This is a genomic window from Peribacillus folii, assembly GCF_030271255.1.
Classification (GTDB): Bacteria; Bacillota; Bacilli; order Bacillales; family DSM-1321; genus Peribacillus.
On record NZ_JASJOM010000020.1, the window covers coordinates 25,584 to 47,021 of the forward strand.

General features: G+C 43.1%; 18 protein-coding genes. 13 read left to right on the plus strand and 5 right to left on the minus strand.

Translation table 11 applies throughout. The annotated features are described in order from the left end of the window. Positions 1–22: 22 nt before the first annotated feature. The 3 genes from QNI08_RS21580 (at position 23) to QNI08_RS21590 (ending at position 2,512) form a co-directional block, all read left to right on the plus strand. Entirely contained in the window at positions 23–739 is a 717-nt protein-coding gene (locus QNI08_RS21580) for a 4'-phosphopantetheinyl transferase family protein (RefSeq protein ID WP_285769409.1), read from the plus strand. 115 nt (positions 740–854) lie between these two features. Beyond that, complete coding sequence (locus tag QNI08_RS21585; protein WP_285769410.1) at positions 855–2,216, plus strand: MFS transporter; 1,362 nt, start codon at positions 855–857, stop codon at positions 2,214–2,216. A 44-nt stretch (positions 2,217–2,260) separates the two neighbouring features. Further along, positions 2,261–2,512 carry a hypothetical protein gene (locus tag QNI08_RS21590; protein ID WP_285769411.1) on the plus strand — a complete coding sequence of 84 codons (252 nt, stop codon included), beginning with the start codon at positions 2,261–2,263 and terminating at the stop codon, positions 2,510–2,512. 78 nt (positions 2,513–2,590) lie between these two features. Here QNI08_RS21590 and QNI08_RS21595 read toward each other — a convergent pair whose 3' ends face one another. Further along, positions 2,591–4,324 (minus strand): AAA family ATPase, encoded by a 1,734-nt coding sequence (locus QNI08_RS21595; RefSeq protein WP_285769412.1) that lies wholly within the window; start codon positions 4,322–4,324, stop codon positions 2,591–2,593. 246 nt (positions 4,325–4,570) lie between these two features. Between QNI08_RS21595 and def the strand changes: the two genes are divergently transcribed. Next, positions 4,571–5,149, plus strand: a complete 579-nt coding sequence (gene def, locus QNI08_RS21600) for a peptide deformylase (protein WP_285769413.1) — start codon at positions 4,571–4,573, stop codon at positions 5,147–5,149. 90 nt (positions 5,150–5,239) lie between these two features. On the opposite strand, the gene QNI08_RS21605 is transcribed toward def, so the two are convergent. Further along, positions 5,240–6,745 carry an MDR family MFS transporter gene (locus QNI08_RS21605; RefSeq protein ID WP_285769414.1) on the minus strand — a complete coding sequence of 502 codons (1,506 nt, stop codon included), beginning with the start codon at positions 6,743–6,745 and terminating at the stop codon, positions 5,240–5,242. Positions 6,746–6,874: 129 nt separating this feature from the next. On the opposite strand from QNI08_RS21605, the gene QNI08_RS21610 reads away from it, so the two are divergent. From QNI08_RS21610 to QNI08_RS21625, 4 genes are all read left to right on the plus strand, one after another. Next, positions 6,875–7,354: a MarR family transcriptional regulator gene (locus QNI08_RS21610; RefSeq protein ID WP_285769415.1), complete on the plus strand. Its 480-nt coding sequence runs from the start codon at positions 6,875–6,877 to the stop codon at positions 7,352–7,354. Between the two features lie 102 nt (positions 7,355–7,456). Further along, positions 7,457–8,302 carry an iron uptake system protein EfeO gene (gene efeO / locus QNI08_RS21615; RefSeq protein WP_285769416.1) on the plus strand — a complete coding sequence of 282 codons (846 nt, stop codon included), beginning with the start codon at positions 7,457–7,459 and terminating at the stop codon, positions 8,300–8,302. Next, positions 8,303–9,589, plus strand: a complete 1,287-nt coding sequence (gene efeB / locus QNI08_RS21620; RefSeq protein WP_285769417.1) for an iron uptake transporter deferrochelatase/peroxidase subunit — start codon at positions 8,303–8,305, stop codon at positions 9,587–9,589. It begins immediately after the preceding gene. A gap of 87 nt (positions 9,590–9,676) precedes the next feature. Then, positions 9,677–11,431 (plus strand): FTR1 family iron permease, encoded by a 1,755-nt coding sequence (locus tag QNI08_RS21625; protein ID WP_285769418.1) that lies wholly within the window; start codon positions 9,677–9,679, stop codon positions 11,429–11,431. 10 nt (positions 11,432–11,441) lie between these two features. Here the strand turns inward: QNI08_RS21625 and QNI08_RS21630 are convergent, their stop codons facing one another. Continuing rightward, a complete protein-coding gene (locus QNI08_RS21630; protein WP_285769419.1) occupies positions 11,442–11,867 on the minus strand; it encodes a DUF4395 domain-containing protein in 426 nt (141 codons plus the stop codon). 521 nt (positions 11,868–12,388) lie between these two features. Here QNI08_RS21630 and QNI08_RS21635 point away from each other — a divergent pair. From QNI08_RS21635 to QNI08_RS21655, 5 genes are all read left to right on the plus strand, one after another. Then, a complete protein-coding gene (locus tag QNI08_RS21635) occupies positions 12,389–12,820 on the plus strand; it encodes a MerR family transcriptional regulator (RefSeq protein ID WP_285769420.1) in 432 nt (143 codons plus the stop codon). 162 nt (positions 12,821–12,982) lie between these two features. Next, positions 12,983–14,299 carry a hemolysin family protein gene (locus tag QNI08_RS21640; RefSeq protein ID WP_483313808.1) on the plus strand — a complete coding sequence of 439 codons (1,317 nt, stop codon included), beginning with the start codon at positions 12,983–12,985 and terminating at the stop codon, positions 14,297–14,299. A gap of 304 nt (positions 14,300–14,603) precedes the next feature. Next, positions 14,604–17,405, plus strand: coding sequence for a response regulator (locus tag QNI08_RS21645; RefSeq protein ID WP_285769421.1), 2,802 nt, complete (start codon positions 14,604–14,606; stop codon positions 17,403–17,405). Positions 17,406–17,433: 28 nt separating this feature from the next. Beyond that, the gene (locus QNI08_RS21650) at positions 17,434–18,267 is read left to right on the plus strand and encodes a CheR family methyltransferase (protein ID WP_285769422.1); all 834 of its coding nucleotides are present in this window, start codon (positions 17,434–17,436) and stop codon (positions 18,265–18,267) included. Positions 18,268–18,532: 265 nt separating this feature from the next. Then, positions 18,533–19,675, plus strand: coding sequence for a PP2C family protein-serine/threonine phosphatase (locus QNI08_RS21655; protein ID WP_285769423.1), 1,143 nt, complete (start codon positions 18,533–18,535; stop codon positions 19,673–19,675). A 78-nt stretch (positions 19,676–19,753) separates the two neighbouring features. Here QNI08_RS21655 and QNI08_RS21660 read toward each other — a convergent pair whose 3' ends face one another. After that, a complete protein-coding gene (locus QNI08_RS21660; RefSeq protein ID WP_483313807.1) occupies positions 19,754–19,927 on the minus strand; it encodes a CsbD family protein in 174 nt (57 codons plus the stop codon). A gap of 58 nt (positions 19,928–19,985) precedes the next feature. Continuing rightward, positions 19,986–20,762: an alpha/beta hydrolase gene (locus tag QNI08_RS21665; protein ID WP_285769424.1), complete on the minus strand. Its 777-nt coding sequence runs from the start codon at positions 20,760–20,762 to the stop codon at positions 19,986–19,988. Between the last annotated feature and the right edge of the window lie 676 nt (positions 20,763–21,438).

The following is a 21,438-nucleotide window of genomic DNA, read 5'->3' on the forward strand; positions in this document are numbered from 1 at the left end:
TTGCTAGAGAGGAGTGGGAAGAATGGTAGAAGTGTATATATGTAATTTGCCTGCCAAGAGAGATGAGGGGGCATTGGAGGAACTGCTGGCACACGTTTCACCCGACCGGCGAATTCGCCTGAAAAGATATTATAAGATGGATGATGCATACCGGTCCCTTATAGGCGATTTACTGCTGCGATTCATTCTTGAAAAACAGTTCGGAACGGTTATGGAAACTTTGGAAGTGGAGACTACTGCATATGGTAAGCCTTTTTTATCCAAGCACCCATCGGTACATTATAATATTTCCCATTCCGGGGATTATGTGGTCTGTGCCATCCATGATAAGGAAGTTGGCGTGGATATCGAGAATACCGGGCCGTTTGATCTGGAGCTGGCTAAAGGTTTTCTAACGGAAGAAGAATACGGGCAGGTATGGGAGGCCGAAGACAGACTTTCAGCCTTTTATGATATGTGGACCTTGAAGGAAAGCTATATCAAGGCAGTCGGTAAAGGCTTATCCATCCCTTTACGCGATTTTACTGTGATTAAAAATGGCACGGAAGATATTGAACTGATAGATGTACATAGCAAGGAAAGGATAACTGATTATGCTTATAAGCAGTATTCGGTGAACAGTGAATATAGCTTGGCCGTTTGCGCACAGCAAGTAAGTGCCGCAGGATTCAACGACCAGCCCATATTTGTCACCTTTGAAGGGATATGTGAGGGTCTTGAAATAACCCCTGAAATATAAAGGGGGAGGCGGTTTTCGGTTTTCAAGTACATTAAATGTCAGTCGGTATCCGCTAGCTTCCTTTGGCCTGACCTTAGGGAGCTGGCGGATACCAAACATATACGGGGGAATACACTTGCAGAATATTCATATCGCACAAGTCATCGAAACTAGTAAATTCAATTTTTTTCACCTTTCCGTTTTATTATGGTGCATTTTTCTCATTCTTTTTGATGGGTTTGATTTAGTCGCATACGGCGCTGTCATCCCGAGTTTAGGTGAAGCTTGGGGCACCTCGCCAAGTGTTTTGGGGTTGATTGGAAGTTTGACTTTGGTTGGCGGTCTTATCGGTTCGCTTTTCTGTGGGATTTTGGCAGATAAAGTGGGGAGAAAGGCAGTCATCATTATCTGTGTCGCTTTTTTTGGCACATTCACATTATTGACAGGCTTTGCACAAGGGCCGGTTGATTTTGCCGTATTCCGGTTCCTGGCAGGGTTGGGACTGGGCGGGATTCCTCCGCTGTTAGTCGTCCTGACGTCAGAGTATTCACCAAAATCGCTGAAAAATATCATGGTGGCCATCATGTTTAGCGGTTATTCGATAGGCGGCATTATGGTCTCGCTGCTAGGCATGAATGTGATACCGGCTTTAGGCTGGCGGTGGATGTTCTTCATAGGAGCGATTCCGCTATTATCCATCCCTTTATTAATTAAATTTTTACCGGAATCTCTCTATTATTATGTTGAAAAAGGGGAATACAAAAAGGCGAGTGCGATAGTGAAGCGCTTGAACCCGTCCTACCTCCCTCATGAAAATGATAGATTCATAAACGAATTATCGACATCGGGCGTGCCAGTCGCCAAGCTGTTTGAAAACCGTCGAGGAAGGTCGACCATCATGTTCTGGATTGCCTGCTTCATGGGGTTATTGATGGTTTACGGATTGGGGACTTGGTTACCTCAATTGATGGTTGAAGCAGGTTATCCATTAAAGTCCAGCTTGCTGTTCCTTTTCAGCTTGAATATCGGGGCGATAATCGGGTCGATTAGCGGTGGCTGGCTGGCTGATAGGGTTGGATCGAAAAGGGTGCTTATTAGTCTGTTTACCTTTGGAGCCATTTGCTTGACCTTACTTGGCTTCAAACCCGGCACGATCATTTTATATATCTTGGTTGCAATTGCCGGAGCAGCCTCGATCGGATCACAAAATTTAAACAATGCATTCATATCAATCTTCTATCCTACTGATATTAAATCAACAGCCCTGGGGTGGGCCCTTGGAATAGGCAGGTTCGGTGCCATTCTCGGACCTGCGATGGGAGGCATGTTAATCGAGCTGAAGCTGCCGATTTATATGAACTTCATTTGCTTCGCGATTCCAGCCGTGGTTGCGGCAATAGCGATAAGTTTCATTCAGGAGAAGTATAAAAGCTCGGGTAAGCTAAGGGATGATGCTTTTAATGGTGAGCTTTTGCAGCAATATGAAAAAATTGATTGATTGAAGGTTCCCTGCTATTAGATTTTTAATCTGGAGGAAAAATAATGGCTCTATTTGATTGCATGGTGTGTGGCCGCGAATTTAAAAGCTACAATGAAAATGCTAAATACTGTTCCCAAACCTGCAAAGGGACAGCCTATATAAAATATCAATGGAAGAAATGTGAACAATGTGGGGAAGAGTTTAAACCAAGAAAGGCGAGCAGTAAATATTGTTCATTGAACTGCAGCAATGTGGGCAGGAAAAATAAAGCTGCCCATAAACAAGCGGAGCACATAAGCATTCCGTTTGAATGAATCCCCCTTAATATGGGACATTCAAAGAAGGGGCCTGTTCGTTTTGAACTGGCCCCTCAATTCATGCAAATTAAACTGTTAAGCGTTGGAGCATGCCTTGGTGAATTCGGTAGCATCAACGATTTGCTGTACAACCGATCCCTCGAGCGTTTCATTTTTCAATAGCTCCTCAACGAGTTCTTCAAATTGTGGGCGATGCTCGTCAATCAACATTTCCGTTTCGGAAATCGCTCTCGTGAATAATTCCTGCATCTTGTGTTCCTTATCGCTTTTATTGAAAGTAAGGGTGAAGCCGTCTTGAAGCATTCCGGTATCGACCATTTGCTCCAGCAGATGTTTTGCCTGCTGGACATCGCCGCCCACTCCAATGCTGTGCTCCCCTAGATACATTCTTTCAGCTACGCCGCCAGCCAAAATCATTTTCACTTGATCGAGCAATTCACTTGCCGTAGCCAGGTGGAGTTCTTTTGGTATCGGTGCGACATATCCAAGGGCCTCGCCACGGGGGATGATGGTTGCTTTTCGAACAGAGCCGGGCTTTGTCAACGCTGCAATCAGGGCATGTCCACTTTCATGGATCGCCACACGCCGTTTTGTATCCATATCGTTCATCGTCCGTGATGTGGCCCCAAGAATCGTACGGTCAATTGCATAGTCAAGATCTTGTTTCCTGATCATATCTTGTTCATTTCTAAGGGCATGGCGTGATGCCGTATCGAACAGGGAGCTTAAGTCTGCACCGGAGAATCCGGATGTACTTTCAGCCAATTCATCAAGGGAAGCCAAGACATCCGTCGCCAGGCGTTTTCCCTTCGTATGGATATCGATGATTTCCTTTCTTCCTTGCGTATCAGGTAGTGGTACCTGGAAGGAGAAATCAATTCTGCCCGGTCGCAGGAACGCTTCATCAAGCATATCTTTCCGGTTGGTTGCGGCAATGAAAAGAATTCCTTCATTCGGATGGCCTCCATCCAATTGTACCAGCAGTTCCGTTAAGGTTTTCTCGGCTTCTTCCCCGCCATGTGCTTTCCTTTTACCAGCCAATGCATCCACTTCATCAATGAAAATGACTGCCGGCGATTGCTTGCGTGCATTTTGGAAAAGGCTGCGGACACGGGCTGCACCGACCCCGACAAACATTTCGTTGAAGGCTGAGCCGCTCGTTGAGAAGAAATTGGCACCCAGCTCTTTGGCGATGGCCTGTGCAAGAAGCGTTTTCCCGGTTCCGGGAGGACCGTATAATAAAATGCCTTGAGGCGGTTTGATTCCAATCTTTTCCGAACGCTCAGGCTCCTTTAGTGTAGTGAGAGTCTGGAGGATTTCCTGCTTGATCTCGTTCTGCAAGCCTCCTACATCAGCCAAGGTTATTTCTGGTAAAGGCCTGGGGGCGGATAGGCTTTGTTTCTTGCTGCCGATGCGCAGTCCGCCTTTGGATCTTTTTTGTATGATCACTGCGGTTGCGGCAAGGGCGGCCATCAATACCCCCAGAATCCACATTGCCGATTTGTTTGTTGATGAAAAAGAATATCGAACGTTATAAGTTTCAACTAGTTTATTGATCATTTGACTGTTGGGCGGGATGCTAGAAACGTATTCCCCATCAGGTGTAGTGATGTGGAGAGTGCCGTTTCTTTTTTCTTCTATGGAGACAAGGGCACCATTTTGGGCCTTGATCGTCTTTTCAACCGAAGAAAAGGGAATGACCATATCCTTTGACTGAGTTACAACATACCAACTGATACCACCAATAATCACAATGAAAGCCGTCAGGAACGGCAGCAGCTTCGAAACTAATTTTGAGTTCGAATTCAATTTTTCATCTCCTTTTTGAATATAACTTCAGTATAAAATTTTTAAACCTGTAATCTATAGGTCTTTATGCCCTAAAATAAAGGTAAATAATGCTAAAGTCAAGAAATAGTATTTATAGTGGAAGAGAAGCATGAAGTCAGTGCGATTGGACCTCCAACCTGTACATTAGACTTTTTAAATCCGAAATGCTAAAGTGAAATGGTCTAAGTCATGAAAAAATAAAATGGTAGAAGAGTGTGAATTTCTATGGGTAAATTTACGAAAGACTATATGATCACGATGAAGGATATCGTCAGGGAAGGTGATCCCATCCTGCGGCAAGTGACGGAGGAAGTCAGCCTGCCGATTTCGGATGAGGATCGTGAAACATTGGAATGCATGATGCAATATCTAAAAAATAGTCAGGATCCGAAGCTTCAAAAGAAATATAACCTGCGGGAAGGTGTTGGCTTGTCTGCCAATCAGATTGGCCTGAACAAGCGCATGTTCGTCATGTATTTTCCGGATGAAAAGGGAAAGCAGTATGAATATGCCTTGGTAAATCCGAGAATTGTCAGTCATTCGGCGACGATGATCTACTTACCTCAAAGTGAAGGCTGCCTTTCTGTCGACCGCGATATCAAGGGGTATGTTCCGCGATATGAACGGGTTAAAATCAAAGCGATTGATGCCAATGGTGCGGAATTGGAAATGCGGCTGAAGGGCTTTGCCGCCATCGTGTTCCAGCATGAGCTAGATCATTTGAATGGGTTGATGTTTTATGACCGAATCAATGCTGACAACCCTTTTAAGCTTCCGGAAAATGTGGAAGTGAAAAGTCTGTAACGTAAAAAAAGGCAAAGCGCCATGCTTTGCCTTTTTACGTTACCCTTCATCTCAAATGAATGCAGTCGCTGCAAGCTTTATTAGTTATTGTCATGCTTCCTTTTTTGCGGACGTTTCCACTCTCGTTTTTCCCATAAAGAACACGGTGATGGCTGCAAGTCCGATCGGGATGAGAGCCAAGGTGAATATCAATGAAATGGAATCGGACATCGCATGAACGATTTTATTCAAGATAAAGTCCGGAATCTCGGCCCGTGCATCGGATTGGAAGAGCTGGCGCGGATCCTTCAGTAATCCTGGATCCGGACCGCCTTGCATCCCTTTGAATGCGTCCTCCATCTTACTGGAAAATACATTATTTTGGATCGCTCCATAAATCGTGACACCGAGCGTCATTCCAAATGAACGAAGGAATGAGTTCGTAGAGTTGGCCGATCCGCGGAATCTTGGTTCCAGGTTGTGAATGGAGGCAATAGGCAATAGGGAAAAGGAGAAGCCCATGCCAAAACCAGTCAGGATCATGAACAAAGTCAACGAGGTCCTGCTCGTTTCCGGTGTGATTGTCCCTAAGAGCAGCATTCCGACAAAATAGCAGATGACGGAAATTGTCATGAGGTTGCGAAAGCTTGTTTTTGTATTGAAAATCCCGCCCATTGCACTGCCGACTACGGAACCGAGCATCATCGGAGTGAGGATCAATCCGGCGTTTGTGGCAGATCCCCCATAAACGGCCTGGACGAAAATCGGGATATAGACCGTTAAAATGATAAATGTCCCGCCATAAAGAATGGCGAGGATCTGGGACGTGGCAAACAATCGCCTTTTGAATAGCCACAATGAAATGATCGGATCTTTTGCTCTTCTTTCGAAAAAGAAAAAAGCGATGAAGAAAACGACAAAGCTGGCAAACAGTCCAATGATCGGAGAAGAAGACCAACCGTACTCCCCGCCCAATTCCAGTGCAAACATCAAGCTAATAACAGCAACGACCAGTGTTGCCGCGCCACCCCAATCGATTTTTTGCTCTTGGGTATTTGCCGACTCCTTGTAATATCTCCAGATGAAGAACAACGAAATGATCCCAATCGGGACATTGACGTAAAATATCCAGTTCCAGCTGGAATATTCAGTGATATACGCACCTAAAAGCGGGCCCAATACACTTGAGGCGCCGAATACCGCACCAAAAAGGCCTGTTAACTTCCCGCGCTTCTCAGGCGGGAATATATCGAAGATGATGGTAAAGGCAATGGGCATAAGGGCGCCCCCGCCTATTCCCTGAATCGCACGGAAGATGCTTAATTGCACGATGCTTTGGGCCATGCCGCATAAAGCCGACCCGATTAGAAAGACAATCAGTCCAAAAATAAAAAATCTTTTTCTTCCATACATATCGGAAAGCTTACCGAAAATCGGCATGCTCGCCATCGTCGCAACCATATAGGCAGATGTCACCCAGACAAACTTATCGAACCCGCCCAAATCGGAAACGATCGTTCCCATGGCAGTCGCAACGATCGTATTATCCATCGCTGACATCAAGATGCCCAATAATAGCCCGGCAACGATGAATTTCTGTTTTTTTTGGTTGTTCATTTATTTCCCTCCTTCGTTTCACCCGATTCATGAATGTACTTTACATGGTTGAAAGGTAAACGTTAAGATTAAAAAAAATATTTATCTTGAAAATCAAGATAAATTTAAGTTTAAAAGGGGTGGCATTTTATGTCAAGCGGCAATGAAGTAAATGGAGCCTTAATAAAGAGTTTAGCCAAGGGCATGCAAAGGTTCGGGATGAGATCCGTGTTATTCCAGCAAAACATGGCCCAAAAGATAGGCGTGAGCCATACTGACTTGAAGACTGCTGAAATATTGAAAGAAACAGGACCGATCACAGCAGGTGAGCTGGCGAAAATTACAGGGTTGAGCACTGGTTCGGTTACGGCACTGATCAATCGTCTTGAGAAATCCGGGTATGTAAGAAGGGAACGAGATCAACTCGATGGCAGGCGGGTCATGATTGAACCTATACCTGAAAGGCAGGAACAGATCAAATCGCATTATCAGTCATTGTCGACGGCCACGAAAGATTTATGCTCTTCTTATAATGAACAAGAGCTGAATTTTGCCATCCAATTTATTGAGGACATCATTACAATCATGGATAAAGAAATCGACATACTAATGAGAGAGCGTGAAGGATAGTTAGCCTGAAAAATATTCCCTATTACATAAAATATATATTGATAATGATTTTCATTATCTGCTAATATGAATCTACAAATCATGTTAAAGGGAGAATGCATTATGAAGAACGCAAAGGCGTCATTAGCAGTTCTGCTATCTACGAGTCTATTATTCGGATGTGCACAGGAAAACGAAGGGACTAAGCCGGCAGAAGACAAAGCCAAAGAAAAAAGTGTGAGTAAGCTGAATGACGTATCGAATGAGTACCGCGAATATGCAATCAATGAAATAGAAGAGTTCGTTAAAGGGACGGAAGAGTTTACAGAGGCTGTATCAGCAGGTGACCTTGAAAAGGCCAAGGAAGTGTACGCGCCAGCTCGTATGCATTATGAAAGAGCCGAACCGATTGCCGAAGTATTCGGTGACCTAGATCCGAAAATCGATGCACGTAAAGGTGATGTCAAGGATGAAGAATGGGGTGGGTACCACCGCATTGAAATGGGATTATGGCAAGAAAACACGACAAAAGGATATGAAAAATATGCAAAGCAGCTGATGGACGATGTCAATTTGCTACGTGCCAAGGTTGAAACGGTTGAGGTCACGCCGGATTTATTGATCACGGGTGCGGTCGATTTATTGAATGAGGTTTCTACAAGTAAGGTAACAGGAGAAGAGGATAGGTATTCTCATACCGATCTATATGATTTCGTTGCCAATGTTCAAGGAGCAGAAAAGATTTATCAATTGCTCACTCCCGCGTTAAAGGAAAAGGATGCAAAGCTTGCCGAGGAAATCCAACAGCGGTTTGACGAAGTATACGTCCTGCTCGATAAGCATAAAGACGGTGATGGATACATCCCATATACGGATTTAAAGAAATCTGAAGTTAAAGAGTTGAGTCAAGCGATCGATGCCTTGGCCGAACCGCTTTCGCAAATAGGGATTGTAACGGAGGAATCATAATTGAAGGAAAATACGCCGAAAGATGAAACCGGGCTTTTCACTAAAAAAGTGAGCCGCCGCAATATGTTGAAGACGGCAGGGGTCGGTGGAATCGGGGTCGTGATAGGAGCATCCGGAATTGGCGGGCTGATGACGCTCTCCGATTCAAGGGCAAAGGGACAAACGAAGGATATTGTCCCTTTTTACGGAGCGCATCAAGCGGGAATAACCACCGAAACGCAGGATAACCTGTATTTCGCATCGTTGGAAATCACCACGGATAAAAGATCTGATTTAATTCAGTTATTCAAGGACTGGACGGAGGCCGCCGCCCAGATGACAGTGGGAAACTTGGTAGGAGAAGCATCGCTTAATCCGAATATGCCGCCAAAGGACACCGGAGAAGCAATAGAACTATCACCTTCCAATTTAACGATTACCTTTGGCGTCGGACCGACCCTGTTTTTGAAGGGTGGCAAAGATCGGTTTGGTTTGAATTCGAAAAAACCTGCTGAATTGAAGGACCTGCCTAAATTCCCTTTGGATGCATTGGAAGATTCATGGAACGGCGGGGATATTTGCATTCAAGCATGTGCCGATGATTTGCAAGTTGCCTTTCATGCGGTTCGGAACCTGGTTAGGATTGGCAGAGGGAAAACGATCATCCATTGGGCACAGACAGGTTTCCAGCGGACCAAGCAAGCTGATACAAAAAAGACGACACCGCGAAATTTATTCGGTTTTAAGGATGGGACGGTCAATCCAGATACGAATGATCGCGGTGAAATGAATGAGCACGTTTGGGTAAAGGCCGGGGACGGGCCTGACTGGCTTGTTGGCGGCAGTTATATGGTGGTGCGCCGAATTCAAATGTATATAGAGGTTTGGGACCGTACCATATTGAAAGAACAGGAAAACACATTTGGACGCCACCGGGACAGCGGAGCTCCATTAGGGATGAAGAATGAGTTTGATCGCGTCGATTTAGAAGCTAAAGACACAAATGGAAACCTGATTATTCCGGGAAATTCCCATATGAGCCTAGCCAGGGGAGATGGGACAGCGAAGATCCTGCGACGTCCGTATTCATATGCTGATGGCATGGATCCTAAAACAGGCAGTTTCAATGCTGGTTTACTATTCATTTGTTTTCAGCGCAGTCCGAGTAAACAATTCATACCCATGCAGGAGCGGCTCGCAAATAACGACAAGCTTAATGAATATATCGTTCACAGGGGAAGTGCCATGTTCGCTTGTTTACCAGGCGTCAAAAAGGGCGGGTATATAGGAGAATCCCTTTTTGGATAAATTGAATTTCAGATAGAGGATGTATAATCGCCAGCATGGATTCAATCCGGGTTGGCGATTTTCTTTCATGAATGAGGAGGGGCGAATATGAACGTTTCCAAATGGAAAAGCGGGGCAGTAGTTTTCATCGTCAGTCTTTTATTGATTTTACCTGCTGGCAGGTTGGTCTCGGCAGGTGAAGATCACGATCAGCTTTTTGTCTATATTGGTGATAGTTTAATGAAGATAAAAGCAGGCGAAGTTGAGCAAGTATCGAAAAACATCGATTCATTCGAGCGAGAATGGGAAACGGTCAAAACGGACAGCAAAGGTGCGAAGAAAGTGAGCAAAGAGCTGCAATCCGTAAAAAGCGCCTTGAAGGATCAAGCCGCAACAGCTGACATCAAAAAGCGGCTCTCGGCTTTATCAAGTGCGCTTGTCATCTATGACACGAACGAAAACCCGGTTGACAAGACAGATTATAAAGAACGGCTGCAATCCCTTCTGCCTTTAATCGATGAATTGGACGCTTCGATCACGGCAAAGGACTTTGTTCAAGCTAACGTTCAATATGCTAACCTGCTGAATCGGTGGACAGACGCGGAGGTTGTGGTCAGGGAAAAAAGTGTGGCTGCATATGGTGAGATCGAAACGAAAATGGCGTTTGTGCGGATCGCGATAACACAGGATCCGCCCGATCAGGAAAAGGCCAAAAAGAGTTTAGCTGAATTAAGAGGGATAATGGAGGATTTCCTCGCTGGCAAAGTTGAAAATGGAAGCAAGAAGACAACCTATTCCCTTGCGGATGTAACACAGCTGTTACAAGGGAGTGTAAAAAATATTGAAAAAGAGGACATGAATTCGGCAGTTGACCGGTTAAATGAAATTTTAACGATTTGGCCCAATGTCGAAGGGGAAGTCTCTACAAGGGATAGCAAGCTTTACAGTGATATGGAAACGAAAGTCCCGACTGCCATCAGCCTCTTGCAATCGAAGAATATAAAGGCGGAGGAAGCCAAGGTGATCGTATCCGATTTAAACAAAAGGTTACTTCCGCTAATTGATGATACAAGTTATACAACATGGGATGCGGACCTGATTCTTTTACGGGAGGGATTGGAAGCGCTTTTGATTGTAGCTACATTATTATCTTTCTTGAACAAAATCGGGCAAGCGGACAAACAAAAATGGATTTGGACAGGTGTTGGGGCAGGCTTAGTTGCCAGTTCCATACTGGCTGTGATCATTAACATCGTTTTCTCTCAGATTACCGCTGCGTCAAGCAGGGAATATATTGAGGGGATCACTGGAATAATGGCTGTATTGATGATGCTGACAATCGGCATTTGGCTTCATGGAAAATCGAACGTCCGTGCATGGAACCGCTATATCAACAAGCAAATGAACCAGGCCATTGCGACGGGAAGCGTCATCTCTTTCGCGTTGATTAGTTTTTTATCCATTTTCAGAGAGGGTGCAGAGACCATTATCTTTTATGCAGGTATGGCCCCTTATATGGAAGTGAAGCAGCTGTTAAGCGGCATTTTGCTAGCCTTCCTCATCCTAGCCGTGATTGGTTTCATCATGCTGCGCTACAGTGTGAAATTACCGATGACCGTATTCTTTAAAGTGGCAACGATATTGATATACGCACTAGCTTTCAAAATACTCGGCGTCTCGATCCATTCGCTTCAGGTTTCGCAAGTGATGCCGACAAGTACGATCAGCTCATTCCCGTTCGTTGAAGCCATTGGCCTTTTCCCAACGGTCGAAACGCTTATGCCGCAAGCTGTATTAATTTTGTTGATAGCCCTTGCTTCTTATTGGATTAAAAGGAATACAGCCATAAGCGCAGCAGGATGAAAGTGCAGGTTCAGCGAAGAGTTCTTTTATAGGTATATTGCTTCCATTGATACAGGATAAAGCAGCCGATGCAAAACCCAAGAATGGCTATGAAGGAGGCTACTCCGACCAACAAGGTGAATAGATAGCCGATGATGTTCCAGCCAAGCAGGAAAGAAGCATATCCAAGTCCTAAGCAAACCACAGCAATCAGCTGATTGAATTGCTGCTGTGAATGTTCTTCAGGAATATATTCTGACGGTTTCTTTTTCAAAAAGAGTTTTGCTAGGCGCATAAAGGGATTGAAATCAAAGAAAAGCCCCAAAAGTCCGGCAGTTAAAGGAATCAGTAAAAATCCCATTTGTCCGGTCAACAAGGCAGCGCCGACACTTAACAGGATGATCCATTGATTCGTGCGTACCAAGGGACGGGGGATGGAGCGGATTTCATCGGTCATGGAAATACCAACTTTCCTGGTAAGATTTGTTGCAATCATCATATCCTTATTTCGAGCAATTGTGAAGCTGCAAGATGTGTCAGCAACTGGCATTGCTTTATTTGTAATTATTTTAATTTAGTATTGATTATAATGATGGAAGTGTTATAATAAATGTATTAACAAGTTTAAATGAGGAGGGGCGGTATAAATGATAGCTAAACTCTGTGAAACTTGCGGGACACCAATAAAAAAACTAAAGCATTCTTCCTTATGCCAATGCGGTCCTAAAATATTGAGCACACAATTTTCCGTGAAAACAAAAAAATAAAGCAGCATGCCTATATATAGATAAAACCGATTATCCATTAATCGGTTTTTTTAGTTTCCCTCTTGGGTAAAGGATTAACAGAAATAAAATAATCGGATTATCGAATAAAATATTTTTCATTTCAAGTAAAATAATGTACGATTAAAGCAGAGAATAAAAGGTCAGCGGGTGGCTTGGGCATGTTTTTTAAAAAAAATGCCTAAACCATCACGTGGCGGTTGGGAGGGGTTCTATTGGGAACGGGACATTAAAAATTGGCGAGTTGGCGGAAATGGCGAACGTTACGAAACGAACCGTTGATTATTATACGAACTTAGGTTTGCTTAAAGCGGAACGTTCCGCTTCCAATTACCGGTATTATTCGATTGGTGAACTGGAAAGGCTTCGCCTGATTGAGCGTTATAAAAGAAAAAACCTATCATTGGAAGATATAAAGGAATTGTTCAAACAAGACACGGAAGCGGCATCGGCGATTGAAGAAACAAGCCTGAAGCTTAAAAGCAAAATGGATGGCTTGAACGAGGAACTTCAAGAAGTCATTACCATGATCAAGAAGGACGAAAAAAATGAGCTTCTTTTGAAAAAACAGATTTCCCATGAAAGCATGGCCTTAATCCAATCATTATTGATTTTGCTGGGATGATTGAAATTTATCCCCTATAGTTTAGTGCGCAAAGGTGCATGATAACGATATAGGCTAAATGGTTTTGGTGCATGCAGTAATGAAACTAACCATTTATACAGGAGGTGCTTGGGATTATACCGTGCATGTCCATTCCTTCTGTTCGAAGGATCGGTGACTTGCATGGTCAGCCCGCACATATTGGAGATATTTATAAAATTATTAGCAGTAGCTGTATTAATAGCATTGACCGCATTTTTCGTGGCGTCGGAATTTGCCATCGTTAAAGTCAGAAGTTCCCGCATCAATCAACTGATCGAAGAGAGGCATAGAAGTGCCCTGGCAGCCAAGAAAGTAACAACCCATATCGATGAGTATTTATCAGCCTGCCAATTGGGAATCACCGTAACGGCTTTAGGATTAGGGGTGTTGGGGGAGCCTACCGTAGAGGCAATTCTAAAGCCTTTGTTCACGAAATGGGGACTTGAGGAATCCATAGGTCATATCGTCTCTTTCATAATCGCTTTTGGTTCAGTGACTTTTCTTCATGTTGTCGTCGGAGAATTGGCGCCAAAAACCGTAGCGATTCAAAAGGCGGAGCAAGTTACCCTGCTTTTTGCTAAACCATTAATCCTTTTTTACCGTATTTTATATCCCTTCATATGGTTGCTGAATGGTTCTGCCCGTCTTTTGACAGGCATATTCGGATTAAAGCCAGCTTCTGAGTCGGAAATGGCCCATTCGGAAGAAGAGCTTCGCATCATTTTATCGGAAAGCTATAAAAGCGGTGAAATCAATCAATCCGAATACAAATATGTCAATCAGATATTCGAATTCGATGAACGTATAGCGAATGAGATCATGGTTCCTCGTACGGAAATGACCGTTATTGAAAAGGGCATGCCGCTATTGGAAGTAGTCGAGCTGATTCAAGAGGAGCAGTATACGAGGTACCCTGTCATAGATGGTGATAAGGATAATGTCATCGGCATGGTCAATATCAAACGTTTATATACGGCAACGATAACAGAAGAGAATGTATCGGCGTTGACGGTTGATTCATTTGTAACGCCGATCATCCGTGTGCTTGAAACGATTGCTATTCATGATCTGCTGCTTAAAATGCAGAAGGAACGGATTCATATGGCGGTTTTGACTGATGAGTATGGCGGAACGGCAGGTCTTGTTACAGTTGAAGATATTCTTGAAGAAATCGTTGGCGAAATCCGTGATGAATTCGATCAGGACGAACGTCCGCTCATTCAAAAAATCAATGATGGCCATTATGTTTTCGATGCGAAAACCTTGATCGAGGATGTCAATGATACGCTTGCGATAGATTTACCTGAGGAAGATATCGATACACTTGGGGGTTGGGTCCTGACTGGAAGGTTTGAAATTGCAGTCGGTGATAAAATGGAATACGCCGGCTGTGAGTTTACCGTAAAAGAAATGGATGGTCACCATGTATTATATGTTGAAGCCAAGAAAATTCAATAAGCAGCACAGTAAAAACCGAAGGTGCATACTTTCGGTTTTTTTTCTGCGTTTCAAACTTAAAAGGCACAGGGGCGCTAAAATGGAAAAGGAATTTATGTAAAATAATTATGTAGGTAACCTTTTTCGCTTCGGAAATGTTAAAATGGAAAATAGGCAATGAATCTACCTATTTATCATTTTTTTAATTGAAAAGCATATAATTAATTTTCTCCAAAAAGTATTACTGATAATGGGGTCAGGATTTATCTTTAAATGCCATTTATTAATGGCTGGACATAATTAAGTATTGAAGGTGGGCGGAAAAATGGGTTTTAAGAAGAAGCAAATGCTCGGGTTCGGTTTAATTTTGCTTTTCTTGGCGATATTACTAACTTTCATGATGCTTACGCTTAACAATTTAAAGAGCAGCATGACCGAAATAGTCGAAAATCGCTATGAAAAAGTTCAAGCCTCGATGGAAATCCGGCAGCTGTTTTCAAGATCGGATCGAGAAATATTGTTCGCGGCCAATGATGCCAATAAAGAGGAAAGAGCAGAAAGCCTTGAAATCATCAATGATAATCATAGTTTGATTGAATCGAAGGTTGCCAAACTATCTGGTACGTTAAACAAGGTGAGGGCAAAGCAGCTATTGAAAGAGTTTGAAACGCAATATGCATCATACTCGGTAACGGAAGCAGAAATCCTGCAAAAAATACAATCAGGAAATTCTGCCGATAATCTTTCAAGCTTGATGAATGATCAAAAGGAAAAACGGACGAAAGTCATCCGGACGATGGACGAATTCAAGGATTATCAAGAAGGTGTCATGAAGGAAACCTTAAGGAATTCGAAACAAACCTACGAAGATATGATCGGTTTCATCATCTTTGCGGTTATTCTTAGCATTTTGGTTATTGCGATTACGATGGCTTGGATGATTCGCAGCACGTCAAAAGATTTGCAATCGATCACGAAGGTCATTAAAAATATCAACTTCAAGGATTTATCTGTAGTGCCGCGGGTTCCGGTGAAAACCAAGGATGAGATCGGCGATATTGCCCGTTCCTTCAATGATATGGCGGAATCGCTTGAAGTTTATAATCGAAAAGAGAAGGATTTCACGGAAAAAATCAGTGAGCAGAACTGGATCCAAACCCGTGTTGCCGATATCGCGACCATGTATCAGCGCATAGTCGATGTCGAGGTTCTCGGTGATCGGTTCATTACAAGGCTTGCCCCGATGATGGGCGCTTCGATCGGAGCTTTTTATGTCAAGCGGGGTGATGGTTCCGATATGCGTTTCGTGAAGCTTGCCAGCTTTGCGGGAGATGGCAAAGACTCAGGACGACGTGAATTCCGCTTGGGAGAGGGCTTGATTGGGCAGTGTGCCCTTGAAAAACAATCGAAAGTCATTGAAGATATCCCTGAGGATTTTCAGTTGGTAACGACAGGACTGGGCGAAGTCAGTCCGAAAAGCATTGTCATTGCTCCGGTCCTTTTCGAGGGTGAAGTTGTGGCAATGGTGGAACTGGCTAGCTTGGAGGCCTTTACCAAGATGCAAAAAGACTTCCTCAACAATGTCCTTGATACATTGGGCATCACGATTAATAATGTCGAGGGCCGAATGGAAATCGAGCGCTTATTGAAGGAATCACAGGCACAGACGGAAGAATTACAGGCTCAATCGGAAGAATTGCAATCACAGTCAGAAGAAATGCAGGCCCAATCAGAGGAGCTGCAAACACAGGCTGAAGAGCTCCGGATGATCAATGAGCAATTGGAAGAGAGAAACCGTGAAACGGAAGAGAAGTCAAAAGAGCTACAGGTTGCGAAGCTGAACCTTGAAAAGCAAGCGGAGGAATTGAAGCTAAGCTCTAAATATAAATCAGAGTTCATGGCCAATATGTCCCATGAATTGCGGACACCTCTCAATAGTATTTTGATACTATCGGAAATGCTTTCCGATCCGAATGATAGTAAGTTGAATGAAGAGCAGCAGGAGTTCGCTCGTGTCATTAATTCTTCAGGTCAGGACTTACTGACGTTGATCAATGATATTTTGGATTTATCCAAGGTGGAAGTTGGAAAGCTGGAAGTGGTATTCGACGAAATGAACATGAGTGAGCTTCCCGAATTATTGCACCGTAACTTTGATCATGTAGCGAAGAAAAAGAACATCGACTTTATAATAGAAAAAGATAAAAATGTCCCTGATATTTTCTTTACAGATGAGCAGCGCTTCCAGCAAATCTTGAAAAATCTGCTGTCCAATGCATTTAAATTCACCGAAAAAGGCTCGGTTTCCGTCCAAATCAAAAAAGCGGATGAAGAAAATGTAGCGCAATGGATACAAACTAAAGGGGCAAACAATTGGGTCCAAATCAAGGTGACCGACACGGGCATCGGGATTTCTAAAGAGAAGCAGAAAATCATTTTTGATGCGTTCCAGCAAGGCGATGGAGCTACTATGAGGAAATATGGCGGTACAGGATTAGGGCTATCCATTTGCCGTGAGTTCGCTAAGCTTCTAGGCGGCTGGGTCGTCGTCGATAGCGAGGAAGGCAAAGGCAGTACCTTCACGTTCTTCATCCCGAGCATGCCAGAGGGCTTTAAAAATGTCGGTGAAGCGATAGCTGCTTCCCCGGAAGTGGCAGCAGCCACCCATGAGGAATCTGTCTCCGCGATTGTCGGCCAAGAAGAACCGGAAGCGGAAGTGATGGGCGAAGATAACCAAGATAATTCCAAGCCGTTCTGCAATAAAACCGTCCTGGTCGTCGATGATGACCACAGAAATATATTTGCGCTTAAAAATGCCCTTAAGCATGAGGGAATGGAAATCCTTGTAGCTGAAAACGGCTATGAATGTTTGGATATTCTTGAAAAAGGAAATAATATAGATGCGATATTGATGGATATCATGATGCCGGGCATGGACGGTTATGAGACGATGACAAGGATTCGCAAGCAGAATCAGTTCGAAAACCTTCCGATCATAGCGCTGACGGCTAAAGCGATGAAGGGCGATAGGGAAAAATGCCTGAAGGCAGGAGCCTCCGATTATGTCAGCAAGCCATTAAAATTAGATCAGCTATTATCGGTTTTAAGGGTTTGGCTAACTAATTGATTGATAGTAAAGGTAAGGAAGGTTTTGCATGAAGGATACTTTAACGATTGAAGAACGAGAAGATATAGAAATCGAATTATTGTTGCAAGCCATCTATTCCGTTTCCGGCTTTGATTTTCGGAAATACATGCGATCTTCCATAAAACGAAGAGTTGAAAATCGAATGAGGCTTGACCATGTCCGGAGGATAAGCGGATTGATTGAAATGGTTTTATATGAAAAGGGATATGTCGAGAAGCTGTTGAAAGATTTTTCGATAAATGTTACTGAAATGTTCCGCGATCCCGATTTCTTTAAAGCTTTCCGATTGAACATCGTCCCGCTCCTGAAAAACCTTCCGGAAATCAGAATTTGGCATGCTGGTTGCTCGACTGGCGAGGAGGCATTTTCCATGGCCATCATCCTTAAGGAAGAAGGTCTTTATGATAAGGCAAGGATTTATGCCACTGATATGAACGAAGACGTCCTCCGGCATGCTGAAAAAGGGATATTGCCCTTAAATCGCATGCAATCTTATACGAAAAACTATTTGTATGCTGGCGGTAACCAAGAATTTTCGGAGTATTATACAACCGATTATCAATATGCCTATCTTGATCCAACGCTTCTGAAAAACATTGAGTTTTTCCAGCATAACTTGGTTACAGATGGTTCATTCAATGAATTTCATATCATCATGTGCAGGAATGTGATGATTTACTTTACCAGTGAATTGCAAACTTATGTAAATCAGTTGTTTTATGACAGTCTATGTAAAGATGGGTTCCTTGCGGTTGGCAGCAAGGAAACGCTCCATACATCCTCCTTTTCGGAAGTTTACGAGGACTTTGACTCGAAGGAACGGATTTATCGAAAGTTATAATGAAGGGTCCGTTCCCATGCGGGCTCTTCATTTTTTTTGTTTTCTTTCGCTTTTCATGTTTATGGCACGAAGAGATGGGGTATATGTAATCAGTTAGTCTGCAGGTGTAATTGCCATCATTGCTTATTATTATTATTAAATGAGTCTGAACTTCGTTATAATGGAATAGAAACATCCCGGAAAATGGGAGCTTTATTTATGTAACGATCCAGATGATAAAGGAAAAATATTGCCGCTCGATATAAGCCAAAAGGGGAATGAAAGAATGACGATTTTAATCGTAGATGATAACCAGGTTAACCTTTTCGTTATAGAAAAAATTCTAAAACGGGCTGGCTATACGGATTTTCTATCATTAACTTCAGCTGTTGAGATGTTTGAATATTTACAGGTGGATAGTCCGCAACCTAAAGAGACTTCCGTTGATATAATCCTGCTTGATATCATGATGCCGGACATCGATGGGATAGAGGCATGCAGAAAATTGCAAAGCATTCCTCACCTTAAAGATATACCCGTAATTTTCGTCACCGCTCTAGAAGATTCAAATAAGGTGGCCGAGGCACTTGATGTGGGCGGAATCGATTATATTATGAAGCCTATTAATAAAATAGATTTGCTTGCAAGGATCCGCGTAGGATTAAGGCTAAAATATGAAAAAGATTGGCACAAGATGCAGGACGAAAAGATACGCAATGAATTGGATCTTTCCATGCAGGTCCAAAGCAGCTTGTTAAGTGAACCGATTATTAATGATCACTTAACCATCAGAGCTTCATACTTACCTGCAAATAAATTGGCAGGGGATATGTATTATTGGCATCGGATCGATGAAAATCGATATGGGATCATCCTTTTGGATATGATGGGGCATGGAATATCCTCTTCGCTTGTTTGTATGTTCATCTCTTCCGTCTTAAGGGATGCGATCAGGACCCATTCCGATCCGGTAGCGGTCATAAGCGAAATGAATCGCTGGATGAACACGCTCAATAAAGAAGATAACCAAGTGCATTATTACTTTACCGCAATTTATTTGATCATTGATACGGAGAAAAAAACAGTGGAGTATGTCAATGCTGGACATCCGCCAGGCTTTGCGCTTATGGATGATGGTACGGCGACCTCGCTTTCAAAAGGAACATGTCCGGTCGGTTTCTTTACCGAAATGAAAATTGAGAAATCGATCATTCATTATGAAGAGAGGATTCAGATCCTGCTCTTTACGGATGGAGTGATGGAGGCCATAGACGGGGAAGGGACGGAAGGATTGGATCAAATACAGCAGGCTGTCTCGACGAGGTGGCTGGAATGTAAGGAAACGGCTCCGATTGATTTTGTGATGTCCCCGGGAATGCAGCAAGATCAACCTGATGATATGTGTGTGGTTGTCATCCAGGCTAATTGAACATACGAAAAGGCGGCAAATTATCTGCCGCCTTTTTTTATGCACACGATGTGTTCGCGTTTATCTAAAGCAAAAATATCATTTATTATTTTTTAATTTGCCTAGACCTTCCTGGAGGTTGCCTTTTAATTTATCGATTTTGCCTTCTGTTTGTAAGTGAGGATCATTTTTCGCGTTTCCGACCTGGTCTTTTGTTTCACCTTTTACCTTATTTACGGTACCTTTTATTTTGTCTGATAAGCCGCTCATCATGTTACCTCCTTTTTCGTTATATCGTATATATACCCGTGGAGTTCATGTGTAAACCATTTTATATGGTTAAGGAGGTCAGTGGATCGCTGTTTGCCTGCTTGATTTGCTTTAGAATGAATCGGTGAGACTGTTCGATGATGTAATCTTTATCATGATCCAAAGAAGCCACGTGATATGAATTATGAAGGGAAACCATTTCTTTATCTTCTGACATGACAGTTTCATATATTTGGTGGGAGCAACGATCTGGTACAACGTGATCCTCAGGGGAGTGGAAGAGCATGAGCGGACATGTGATCTTTTGAAGTTGTAAACAGGTATGCTGCATGATTTCAAGCAATTGATTAATCGCTTTTGTTGGAACCTTGTCATAAACGATTTCATCCACATTATCGGCTTTTATGTCAGGTTTGCCTTCAGGAATGAAGCGTGGGGTTGATTGGTTGCGATATTTTTCATATTCAGGAACTTCGAGAGCGGCATTAATCGTAAGAACTCCATCACAAGCGAATTTAGCTGCCAAATCGAGGACAAGAGCACCCCCCATTGATTGCCCGATGGCGAATACATTAGTGCAGGTTTTCCTTAATTTTGCATAAGCCGCTGCAACACCTTCCGTCCATTGCTGGTAATGGCTCGTTTCCATTTCCGTCTCGTTCGTTCCATGACCGGCCAGACGAGGGGCGAAGACCGTGAATCCCCTGGCCGCTAAGCTTTCGCCTAAATACCTTACGCTTTGTGGTGTCCCGTTAAAACCATGGCAAATTAGGATGCCTATAGAATTGCCTGGAAAGAAAAAATGTTCCGCACCTGATATTACCTTTGCAGCTCTCATATTCCCATCCTCCTTAAACGACGTTTTGTGAAACTCCGTGCAAAAAACTATAAATAAAACTATTCCGATTATAATACTTGGTTATATACTAGCATAGCTACATTTATGAAGTCAACTTGAATAGCGCGCTGGATTCTTGAGTGAGGTCCGCATGAATCCGGCGATGCGTCCTTCCTTGTGTAATCCCTGAAGGCTGGGTCCGTTGATCAATTCCTTTCGGTTTTGAATCGGCACAGTCTGTCGCAAGATAAAAATTCATCATACTATAGATTTTCTTTATAATATTTATCTTAAAAAATCCGTTGACTTTAAAGTGAAATAGGATTAATATAAATAAGCACCAGGAAAAACAAATCAAAATTTCATCAGCTTTTGGTAGATTACTGAAAGAAAAAATAACTGTTGACTTCTTACTGTGAAAATGATAAGATGAAATGGTCGCTGAGAAACACAGCGATTTAAAATAAGTTAAAAACTTCGCAGAAGTTGACAACTAATCAGCAGTGTGGTATGATGAATAAGCAAGCCGCCGAGTGAGGCGATTGCGATGATTGCTCTTTGAAAACTGAACAAAACAAAGCGCCAACGTTTTTTAAAGTGAGCACACACTATTAAAAAAAGCAAATGAGCAAGTCAAACATTTCTTCGGAGAGTTTGATCCTGGCTCAGGACGAAC

Bases quoted from the DNA above. Each gene is read 5' to 3' on its own strand.
- QNI08_RS21580 (WP_285769409.1), top strand. From the start codon at position 23: ATGGTAGAAGTGTATATATGTAATTTGCCTGCCAAGAGAGATGAGGGG.
- QNI08_RS21590 (WP_285769411.1), top strand. From the start codon at position 2,261: ATGGCTCTATTTGATTGCATGGTGTGTGGCCGCGAATTTAAAAGCTAC.
- def (WP_285769413.1), top strand. From the start codon at position 4,571: ATGGGTAAATTTACGAAAGACTATATGATCACGATGAAGGATATCGTC.
- QNI08_RS21605 (WP_285769414.1), bottom strand. From the start codon at position 6,745: ATGAACAACCAAAAAAAACAGAAATTCATCGTTGCCGGGCTATTATTG.
- QNI08_RS21610 (WP_285769415.1), top strand. From the start codon at position 6,875: ATGTCAAGCGGCAATGAAGTAAATGGAGCCTTAATAAAGAGTTTAGCC.
- efeO (WP_285769416.1), top strand. From the start codon at position 7,457: ATGAAGAACGCAAAGGCGTCATTAGCAGTTCTGCTATCTACGAGTCTA.
- QNI08_RS21625 (WP_285769418.1), top strand. From the start codon at position 9,677: ATGAACGTTTCCAAATGGAAAAGCGGGGCAGTAGTTTTCATCGTCAGT.
- QNI08_RS21630 (WP_285769419.1), bottom strand. From the start codon at position 11,867: ATGACCGATGAAATCCGCTCCATCCCCCGTCCCTTGGTACGCACGAAT.
- QNI08_RS21640 (WP_483313808.1), top strand. From the start codon at position 12,983: ATGGTCAGCCCGCACATATTGGAGATATTTATAAAATTATTAGCAGTA.
- QNI08_RS21645 (WP_285769421.1), top strand. From the start codon at position 14,604: ATGGGTTTTAAGAAGAAGCAAATGCTCGGGTTCGGTTTAATTTTGCTT.
- QNI08_RS21650 (WP_285769422.1), top strand. From the start codon at position 17,434: ATGAAGGATACTTTAACGATTGAAGAACGAGAAGATATAGAAATCGAA.
- QNI08_RS21655 (WP_285769423.1), top strand. From the start codon at position 18,533: ATGACGATTTTAATCGTAGATGATAACCAGGTTAACCTTTTCGTTATA.
- QNI08_RS21660 (WP_483313807.1), bottom strand. From the start codon at position 19,927: ATGATGAGCGGCTTATCAGACAAAATAAAAGGTACCGTAAATAAGGTA.
- QNI08_RS21665 (WP_285769424.1), bottom strand. From the start codon at position 20,762: ATGAGAGCTGCAAAGGTAATATCAGGTGCGGAACATTTTTTCTTTCCA.